Annotated in this window: 11 protein-coding genes; 10 read left to right on the forward strand and 1 reads right to left on the reverse strand. The window is 35.4% G+C overall.

All coding sequences use genetic code 11. From position 1 onward, the window contains the following. Nucleotides 1-267: 267 nt before the first annotated feature. The 10 genes from CDO51_RS12515 (at nucleotide 268) to CDO51_RS12565 (ending at nucleotide 9,156) form a co-directional block, all read left to right on the forward strand. Nucleotides 268-558: a nucleotidyltransferase family protein gene (locus CDO51_RS12515; RefSeq protein WP_089024566.1), complete on the forward strand. Its 291-nt coding sequence runs from the start codon at nucleotides 268-270 to the stop codon at nucleotides 556-558. Further along, the gene (locus CDO51_RS12520) at nucleotides 551-883 is read left to right on the forward strand and encodes a HepT-like ribonuclease domain-containing protein (protein WP_089024567.1); all 333 of its coding nucleotides are present in this window, start codon (nucleotides 551-553) and stop codon (nucleotides 881-883) included. Before CDO51_RS12515 ends, CDO51_RS12520 begins: the two co-directional genes overlap by 8 nt. 289 nt (nucleotides 884-1,172) lie before the next feature. Further along, nucleotides 1,173-1,709: an InlB B-repeat-containing protein gene (locus tag CDO51_RS12525; protein WP_089024568.1), complete on the forward strand. Its 537-nt coding sequence runs from the start codon at nucleotides 1,173-1,175 to the stop codon at nucleotides 1,707-1,709. After that, nucleotides 1,678-2,112, forward strand: a complete 435-nt coding sequence (locus CDO51_RS12530; protein WP_089024569.1) for a hypothetical protein — start codon at nucleotides 1,678-1,680, stop codon at nucleotides 2,110-2,112. The genes CDO51_RS12525 and CDO51_RS12530 overlap by 32 nt, the downstream gene beginning before the upstream one ends. A gap of 346 nt (nucleotides 2,113-2,458) precedes the next feature. Then, complete coding sequence (locus CDO51_RS12535) at nucleotides 2,459-2,908, forward strand: hypothetical protein (RefSeq protein WP_089024570.1); 450 nt, start codon at nucleotides 2,459-2,461, stop codon at nucleotides 2,906-2,908. Nucleotides 2,909-3,401: 493 nt separating this feature from the next. Then, nucleotides 3,402-4,961 (forward strand): leucine-rich repeat domain-containing protein, encoded by a 1,560-nt coding sequence (locus CDO51_RS12540; RefSeq protein ID WP_089024571.1) that lies wholly within the window; start codon nucleotides 3,402-3,404, stop codon nucleotides 4,959-4,961. 424 nt (nucleotides 4,962-5,385) lie between these two features. Next, the gene (locus CDO51_RS12550; protein WP_089024573.1) at nucleotides 5,386-6,033 is read left to right on the forward strand and encodes a hypothetical protein; all 648 of its coding nucleotides are present in this window, start codon (nucleotides 5,386-5,388) and stop codon (nucleotides 6,031-6,033) included. Nucleotides 6,034-6,325: 292 nt separating this feature from the next. Further along, nucleotides 6,326-6,985: a hypothetical protein gene (locus CDO51_RS12555; RefSeq protein ID WP_240503580.1), complete on the forward strand. Its 660-nt coding sequence runs from the start codon at nucleotides 6,326-6,328 to the stop codon at nucleotides 6,983-6,985. Nucleotides 6,986-7,350: 365 nt separating this feature from the next. Further along, nucleotides 7,351-8,163 carry a hypothetical protein gene (locus CDO51_RS12560; protein WP_089024574.1) on the forward strand — a complete coding sequence of 271 codons (813 nt, stop codon included), beginning with the start codon at nucleotides 7,351-7,353 and terminating at the stop codon, nucleotides 8,161-8,163. A 603-nt stretch (nucleotides 8,164-8,766) separates the two neighbouring features. Next, a complete protein-coding gene (locus CDO51_RS12565; RefSeq protein ID WP_143824734.1) occupies nucleotides 8,767-9,156 on the forward strand; it encodes a hypothetical protein in 390 nt (129 codons plus the stop codon). Between the two features lie 345 nt (nucleotides 9,157-9,501). Here the strand turns inward: CDO51_RS12565 and CDO51_RS12570 are convergent, their stop codons facing one another. Beyond that, nucleotides 9,502-9,771 (reverse strand): helix-turn-helix transcriptional regulator, encoded by a 270-nt coding sequence (locus CDO51_RS12570; protein WP_089024576.1) that lies wholly within the window; start codon nucleotides 9,769-9,771, stop codon nucleotides 9,502-9,504. Between the last annotated feature and the right edge of the window lie 138 nt (nucleotides 9,772-9,909).

The raw sequence follows: 9,909 nt of genomic DNA on the forward strand, positions 1-9,909 counted from the left end.
GTTCATAAAAGCTAGAGAAAAACACATTGCTTAATTTAGTTTTTAAAAGAGCAAAATTTCAAATTTGGATTACTGTATTCTGGATTTCCAAATTTTACAGGTTTTTATCCTTTACATAGAGAATCTTGGTATTTTATTAGGGTTTGTTATGGCGGGGACGGCAACGTCGCAAACAACGGGAACGTTAGACGAAAGACTAGTCAGTTTAGAATGCGGGTATAATATGTGGTAAAATATAGTAAACACTTTTAAAAGGAAGTGAGAATAATGGACAAAAAGAAAATACTTATAACCCTTCAAAATAATAAAGACAAACTACAAAAACTTGGGGTAAGGAATATAGGTTTGTTTGGGTCATTTGTTAAAGAACGTCAGAAAGACAACAGCGACCTTGATTTTGTAGTTGAGTTTAGAAAAGGACAGAAAAATTATGATAACTATATAGAACTCAAGTTCTTTCTAGAAGAATTATTTGATAAAGAAATTGATTTAGTTACGTCTGAATCAATAAAACCTGAATTAAAGGCAGAGATAATGGAGAGTGTTGAATATGCGTGATTACAGAGTTTATTTACAAGATATCTTGAAATGTATTGAAAAAATAGAAAGCTATGTGAACAATATAACTTACGAAGCTTTTAGTTCAAACAATATGGTTCAAGATGCTGTGATTCGCAATTTAGAGATTATTGGGGAAGTTTCTAAAAGAATTCCAGAAGAAGTTAAGGAAAATGCTTCTCATATTGAGTGGAGAAAGATAGCTGGAATCAGAGATGTGTTGATTCATGATTACGCAGAGGTAGATTTAGAAATAGTATGGGATGTAATACAGAATAAACTACCGATCTTAAAAGACGGAATTACGGATTTACTGAATAACTAGTCCATCGTCTAACACGATTGTTTGCGCTGCACTCCCTGCGGTCGCTTGCCCTTTGGGACATGCCCTTCTGTCACGGAGGTTGCAGTACGCGAGTAGAATTAATGGAGTGGCAACCTCCGCGCCAGGCCGTTTGTTGCCGGCTCGGGCACGTCGCAAACAACGGGAACGTTATCTGAAACATTGGGCAAGTACAGAAGTCTGCCCGCATCCTGCGGGCAGTTAGGAGCTCTTTAATACGCATCAGATATTTTATATGCATTAATTTTTTAATGGAATGTGAGGTGGTAGTTTGTCACTAAGAAAACTAGCTTATTTAGCAATAGTAGCAAGTTTAACAGCTTTAATAGCTTTTACGACAGGTTGTGCTCCAGAGGAGTATGAAGTGAATGTACAAGCTAATCCTGAAGAGGCAGGAGAAGTGACAAGTGAAGGCACTTATGAAGAGGGTGAAGAGGTAAAGGTAGAAGCTAAATCAAAAGAAGGCTACGAATTTGAAGGTTGGTATAGGGATGAAGAACAAGTCAGTCAAGATCAAGAATATGAATTTGAAATTGAAGATAATAAAAAACTAGTAGCAAATTTTATAAAGAAATCCCATGAAGAGGAATATATAAGAAATAGAATTGAAGAAGAACTTTCAAATAATTGGAAGATGATAAAGGAAAATTTGTATAGTTTAATGAAAGATACTGTTGACGATCCTAAATTAAGTGCTTTTGAAATTTCCAATATTAATGTAAAATTATCGCCTAATAAAAAGATTGGAGGGGAATGTTTCAGAATTAGGTCATGCTATGTATGTTTTAAGTGGATATTACAATATTGAGAAAGATGAAGTTCATTTTACGTCTTTGATTAGAGGTGAAGTAGGAGCTGCTACTAAACCCTTTTGGTCACCTTCTAGTAAATATTTTGCTTATATTGATGCAATAGGTCCAGGCTCACCCACAAACGCAATTGTAATAGAGGGAATTGATGACGAAGGATTTATAATTGGGGATAGTACTCAAAAAAGATTATCAGAAATTGACTATAAAGACTTAGGAGACTTTAACGGGATAAATCCATTCTTTAGAGAATTAGAATGGTCAAAAAATGGGGAGAAATTGTTTTTTACTAAAGTTCCTGGTCCAGCAACTCCTCCAGAAAAACGAAAAGAACTTGGAGAAGAAGGGAAAAGGTTATATTTTGACATCTATAAAAAAGAAATAATGGAAGAGGCTGATTAATGAATATAATCATCATGAATATAATCTGATTTATACGTAATAAAGAATGAAGACAATACAGCCTTCGCCGTCCATGGCTCGGCTGAAAGCCCAATGCATCAGATAACACGATTGTTTGCGCTACGCTCCCTGCGGTCGCTTGCCCTCCGGACATGCCCTTCTGTCACGGAGGTTGCAGTTGATGAGTAGAATTAAAGGAGGGGGCAACCTCCGCGCCAGGCCGACTGAGGTCGGCCCGGGCACGTCGCAAACAACGGGAACGTTATCTGAAACATTGGGCAAAACCATAAGAATGCCCGCGTCCTGCGGGCAGTTGTGAGATATTCTTAATTATAGGAGGGGTTTTTTGACATCACGAATGTTAATTGTTTTAATGTTTGCTCTCTTAATTCTAGTTGGCTGCAATAATGAAACGGAAGTAGAAAGTGTTGATGTTGACAGATTAGAAAAAGAACAAGTTAAGAAAGTAATTGAATTAAGAGGAATAGGCTTAGAAGAAATTGATTTAAGTTCTCCCCTAGAAGAAGACGTTTCAGTTACTCCGTATTCGTTTCAGATAAGTGAAACAGAAGATAATCTCTTTATTTATGTATTTGATTCGGTAGAAGAAAGAAAAGAGGATATTTCAGATTCATTGGGACATGGAGTTGAAGTGAATGGTAGAAAATATCATCCATTTACAGCGAAAAATGTTGCGTTAATATATGAAGCAGATGATGATACAGATGGAGATCAATATATATTAATGACTACTAAATTAGATACTATAAGAAGGTTTATGATGGACATTGGATAGTCAACAGTTAATTAGACCGTTTTAGTCGTAGCATCTGATTTATGTGCATTAAGAATTTCTGAAAAGCTGAAGGAAAAGGAATGGGTTAAGAATTTTCCCATTCCTTTTTTAAAACTAAAAGGATCCCCTAGATCTAAATGGAAATACATGGTATAATTTAAAAAACATTCAGCCTTCGCCTTCCATGGCTCGGCTGAAAGCCCAATGCATCAGATAACACGATTGTTTGCGCAGCTCCCTGCGGTCGCGCCCTTCGGGACATGCCCTCTGTCACAGAGGTTGCAACTAGTGGATAGAATTAATGAAGGGACAACCTCCGCGCCAGGCCGCTGTGGCGGCTCGGGCACGTCGCAAACAACGGGAACGTTATCTGAAACATTGGGCAAGTGCTGAAGTCTACCCGCGTCCTGCGGGCAGTGGAAATTCTTAATACGTGGTAGATAGTCCAATTTGGGCTTAATTTTTTTTGAAGATTTTAAAGTGAGGTGGTACTTTGTCAGGAAAAAGATTGATTTATTTATTATTGATTATATGCTTATCTGTTTCAGTAGCTTTTATGATAGGTTGTGCTCCAGAGGAAAAAGTAGAGGATGAACAGGGTATAGGAGATGACCTAAATGAATACAAAGTAGAGGTACAAGCTGATCTTGAAGATGCTGGTGAAATAATTGGAGAAGGTACTTATGAAAGAGGTGAAGATGTGAATTTAAAAGTAGAACCTAAAGAAGGTTTTGAATTTGTATCTTGGGAAAAAAATGGAGATGAGATAAAAGAAAAATCTTTTGAATTTAAAATTGAGGAAGATACAGAGGTTGTTGCTAATTTCCGTGAAATTTTAGTACCAGACGATAATTTGAAAGAAGGAATCCGTGATGAATTGGGAATAGAAGGAAAGCTTACAAAAGAAGATTTAAAGGATTTGAAAACCCTTAGAGCTAGAAACGAAAATATTACAAGTTTAGAAGGCTTGCAGTATGCAAAAAACTTAGAAACACTTTATATAAGTGCAAATGAAGTCAGCGATCTAACTCCTTTAAAGGAGTTAGAAGAATTAAAAGAACTTAATATAAGGAATAACGAAGTTACTGACATATCGCCCCTAAAAGGAAAGGATAAACTAAAAGAATTGGATGTAGTATACAATAATATTTCAAATTACTCTCCTTTGATATCAATGAATGAGTTGAAACTGACCATATCCTTTGAACAACTACCAGATGATTTGTCAGTTTTTAATAAAATTAATAAGTTGGTTACTTTTGTTGATGACCCCGAAGATATTTATTCACTTAAACCATTAGATGATATAGAACTAGGCATAACTTTAAGGGGTGGTAGGGATGATGAAGAATTAAATGATATTTCACCATTGGCGGAAATAAATAATATAGTAGAACTTCGTATTTATCTGAATATGATGGGTACTTCTGATAGCATTGAAGATTTTACACCAATTTCAAAATTGGAAGACCTGAAAGAATTAAAAATAGCAGGTTACAAAATTGAAGATATTGACTTTTTATCAAACCTAGAAAATTTACAAAATCTTCAATTAATAAAAACTGATACCAAAAATATAGAAGCATTAGCTGATTTAGAGAATTTAGAAGAGCTTCAATTGTATAAAAATGAAATCAGCGATTTATCCCCATTGAAAGACCTTAATAACTTGAAAATACTCCGTGCTGAACATATTCCTGCTAGCGATGTTTCTCCTCTTTCATCTTTAGATAACCTGGAAGAACTTAATTTAAGGCAAACTAAAGTGCAGGATGTTTCACCTTTAAAAGATCTGACTCAGCTTAAAATTTTAAATCTTGATATGTTTGCAGAACCTGCTCCATCTCGTTTGCCGGATGGATATACAGTTGGCGATATTTCACCTTTATTAAGCATGGAAAACCTGGAGAATCTGTATCTCAGAAACAAACTTGAAGAAAATAGTGGAGCAAAAAAGATAATAAAAGAACTAGAAGGAAGAAATGTAGATGTAGAATATTCGTATTATGAACAACCAGGTCACTTTAAAGAAATGGAAAATCAAGATCAATGATTTGGTTTTCTTTGTTGCGTATTCCATACGATAGAAGTGTCACAGTTTATGATTTATGTGCACTAAAAATGAAAAGGAATATATAGATCAAAATGGAAAAAATGGTATAATCTAAAAAACATTACAACCTTCGCCGTCCATGGCTTCAGTTGAAAGCCCAATGCATCAGATAACACGCTTGTTTGCGCTAGCTCCTTAGGGTCGCGCCCTCGGACATTGCCTTTTGTCACGACTTTTGCAGTTAATTGGTTAGACTTAGTAAGTGGCAAAAGCCGCGCCAAACCCCTTGGTATTTTGTTTGGGTTTGGATGCCGGGGTCGGCAACGTCGCAAACAACGGGAACGTTATCGGAAACATTGACCAAAAATAAAAATTCAATTTTTTCAAAGTACTGTAGTCAGTATTATTTTTTGGAGGTGTTAATTTGTTTAATTTAAAAATAAAAAATTTATTTTATTTGCTAGTTGTAGCTTTATTAATAAGTGTGGCAGGATGTAATAGTAGTAATTTGCAAAGTCATAATATTGAGGATACTGAACTAAGACAAGAAATTGATCAATTAAAGGGAGAGTTAGAAACAAAGGAAAACAAGATAAGTGCTTTAGAAGGTTCAAAAGAAATGTTAGAAGAAGAAATTGAACTATATCACTCAATGATGGATATTGTTATTAATAACTTAAGCCAAGAGGAATTGGATCAAATCTCCAAAATTGCTTGGAATTATGATTTATTAGTCAATGATAAGTCAATACCTTCTGATGGTTACCTTGAAGTAAATGAATCAGATTTTGAAATAATTTTTAGGGAAAAAATACCACCTGAACCTTTGTATAGTCAAGAACATACAGATTTATTTGAGGAAGGGCGTCTTACTGATTACGAAATAATTTTACTAGATGAAGAAAAACTTCATAAAAAAACTGCAGGAGCAGGAACCGTAGTCGATGCACCAGTAATTTATATTTTTGAAGATTTAAATAACGGTGATATTGTAGAACTAGAAATAACTGAAAATTTAAAAGAAAGGTTAGAATTAGATACACAAAAAATTAAAATAGAAGTTAAAAAATAATTATACTAATATTTTAAGAAGTAAGAAATCTAGGTCAATGCATCCGATAACACGATTGTTTGCGCTAGTTCGCTTACGCTCACTGCCCTACGGGACATTGCCTTTTGTCACGACTTTTGCATTAATGGGTTAGAGTTGGTAAGTGGCAAAAGTCGCGCCAACCCCTTTGTATTTTGTTTTGGGTTTTAATGGCGGGGCCGGCAACGTCGCAAACAACGGGAACGTTATCGGAAACATTAGGTTAGATAGTAACCCCTTAAGTTATTTAATGTATTAGAAATTTCTTTATTAAATGAGTGAGGGAAGTGATCATATCAAAATAAATATATTATACAGGTTATTACTAGTAATAACCTGTGCATCTATAATCTTTGGTGTTGGTTGTAGTGATAAGGGTGATGACACTGATAAAATTGCATACATTTCACAAAGTGCTGATTCAGAATATGAAAGAACTTTTGATGAGTTAGGTCTTGGTAGGCTATTTGATTTTAATTTTAAACTGCCTAGGTCAGATGAAAGCTGGGTTAAGATTTGGGTAGAAGGATATAAAGATGGTGAACCAGTGGAACCTTTTCCGCTTATAAAGCTTTCTTATGGATTAGTCCCTAAAGAAGTGGAAGAAGGGAATCTAGGAGCTGGAATTTTACATCCAGGTAGTGATAGCCCTCAATTATTTATTTATTCAAAAGGTGCTCGCACAGGTCCAGTTAATATAGATGATAGCTTATTTAGTGATACAAATGTAAGAGGTTGGGACTATGCTATTGAGGGTGAAACGGTAGGGTTAAATTCTGGAGAAGAGAAGGTATTAGCAGTTTACCGACTAGGAAAAGGCTCTATGAGAACTAGATATAACTATCAGGATCCAGATGAATTAGATGAAATGATAAGTGAAGATAAAGTAGTGCTTATATTTATGATATCAATTGAAGAAAAAGAAGAAGTATAAGTAATATTTTTATTCTAAACATCTTGGAATGGGCTCATTTTTGAGTCGCAGTTACAATTTAAAGCCTAATGCATCCGATAACACGATTGTTTGCGCAGCTCCCTTACGGTCGCGCCTTCGGACATTGCCTTTGTCACGCCTTTTGCAACTAAGAAAGTAGAGAGGTATGGGGAGCAAAAGTCTTGCCAACCCCCTTGGTATTTGATTTGGGTTATTATGGCTGGGTCGACAACGTCGCAAACAACGGGAACGTTATCGGAAACATTGAACATTGCATCTGCCCGCGTCCTGCGGGCAGTCAAAAATATGATTAAATTATCAGTTTTTATGACAAGAATAGGGCATTCAAAGAAAGGGTGACAATAGTGAAAAACCCTTTACTAAAATATATTATATTTTTAATTTCAATATTTCCTTTAATGATATTAGTATTATTAAGCATGTCTTTGATTTCAGATAGGGATGTCCTTCTATCTAGCGAAGGCCAACTTGGGCTTGTTTTATTCATATTGTTAGTGTTAGTTCTCTTTATGACGTATGATTTCTTAAGATTAATACTTGGGAAAAAGGAGAAGGTTCTGAAAGGAGTAAAGGGTGTATTAATCCTATTCTTTGTGTACGGATTATTATGGTTACATGGTTTCTCTTTTAACTTTGGAGGGATAATTCCATCAGACGCTGAAGTGATTCATACCGAAAATTTGGCTTCAGACCAGGTGGCAGTTTATGAGGAGGAATTTATTGGTGAAAAAGCATTTGAAACTGTAAGATACAGTAGACCTTTAGGGTTATTTTATATGAGAGTTAATAATGGCTTATTTACAGGGTTTCTTTCGGGAAAGCCTGTGCCTATTACGAGTAATCCTGATTTTATAAGAAGAATGGAAACAATGGATGATGAAATTTTTATTTTTGTAAAGCCCTTTGATGATAAAATAGAATATTTTTTAATAGGAGACTTCACTGAGAAGCACTATACTTTAGAAGATGCTAAACAAGAAGCAGAACATTATATACTTAAAAGATTAAATACTAAAGAGTATATAGTTGTAGTAGATAAAAGAGAAAACTGGAAAAGGTCTCCAGGTATTATAGCTTTTAATGAAGAAAAAGAACTAGTGAGTGGTAGGTTATATGAATCCCCATACCACAAGTGGCCTTCATATAGATGGGAATAGTAATAATTATATAAATAAGAACATAACACAGCCTTCGCCGTCCATGGCTCCGGCTGAAGTTCAATGCATCCGATAACACGATTGTTTGCGCAGCTCCCTAACGGTCGCGCCCTTCGGGACATTGCCTTTTGTCACGCCTTTTGCAGTTAATGGTTTGGGTTAGTTAGTAGCAAAAGTCGCGCCAAACCCCTTAGTATTTTGTTTGGGTTTTGTATGTCGGGGTCGGCAACGTCGCAAACAACGGGAACGTTAGATGAAACAGTGGGTTAGAGCGTCTGCCCGTGTCCTGCGGGCAGTTGAAAGTTCTTGATATGTAGTAGATATTTTATGATCAATAGTCTGTGTAAGGTCAATCCTTTATGAATTTTTTGCAACATATTTAATTGTTTGTAGTTAATTAATTAGAGGGGGGAAGACACGATTATAAGAAAATATGTTAATCTAATTTTAATTGTTTTAGTAATTAGTAATATTTTTTTTGCTTGGCAATGGCATAATGCCACTACAAGTATTGAGAGCAGGCATTATCAATTAGATGGTTTGTTTTATAATGAGCTAAATAGACTTGGAAGCAATATGCGGACAACTTCGGATGTTTTAGATATGTATAGTGAAGAATTTACCGATAAAGAAGAATTTTTAAGAGTTCAGTCTCTCTCTGACCAAAGACAATATCTTGATAGGATAGGTGGTACGTTATTTCGTTTACCTTACACAAGTAATGATAGAGAATTTTGGCAATCGATATATTATGAACACATATGGAAAATGGTGAGCTTATTAGATGATATAAAAGGGTCAGAAATTGAGGACAAAGAGAAAGTTAAAGAAATTGGGGTAATATTTGGTGAGTGCGGTGACAGTATAATTGATTTGCTTTTTGAAGATGAATATGGAGTTGGAAGTGAAGATATAAACGAGGAAGAAGTACAAGAAAAAATATTAGACATTTTTGAAGCTACTAATGAGAAAATAGAAGATTTGAATTTATAGTATAAGCTAAAAGCTAACAATATGATGAACATTATCTGATTTATACGTACTAAGGGAATGAAAACAGTACAGCTACGCCGTCCATGGCTTCGGCTGAAAGCCCAATGCATCAGATAACATGATTGTTTGCGCAGCTCCCTTCGGTCGCGCTCTACGAGATATTGCCTTTTGTCACGCCTTTTGCAGTTATTAGGTTAGAGTTATTGAGTAGCAAAAGTCGCGCAAACCCCTTGTATTCTATTTGGGTTTGTTATGTCGGGGTCGGCAACGTCGCAAACAACGGGAACGTTATCTGACATTTTGCAAGTGCGTTGAAAAAGGAAACAGTGGCTCAAGGGCCACTGTTTAATCAAATTTAATATGAAGATCTCTGTCGCAAGCTTTGGCTATTTTATATAAAAGCTCTATACTGGGATTATAGCTTTCGTTTTCCAATCGTGAGATTGCAGATTGTTTTGTTCCTATTTTTTCAGCTAATTCATTTTGACTTAAACCTTTTTCTTTGCGAAGCTTAATAACTTGTCGCTTGATATCATAAAGGACTTCTAAGTCATCATATTCTTTTTTAACATTTTGATCGTTAAATAGTTTTTCTTTAACTTTCTTATGGTTCATAATTATCACCTCTTGTCTGTTATAGTTATTTATAGAAGGGCAGGAAAGCCCCTCTTGGATCACGTAATAATAAAGTAAAGGTGGCCATCCGGGGAAAGACCACACCCTCCTAGTCAGTGAGACTGCTTAACTAAGAAA

Origin of the sequence: Natranaerobius trueperi (genome assembly GCF_002216005.1) — a bacterium.
Taxonomy (GTDB): Bacteria; Bacillota; Natranaerobiia; order Natranaerobiales; family Natranaerobiaceae; genus Natranaerobius_A; species Natranaerobius_A trueperi.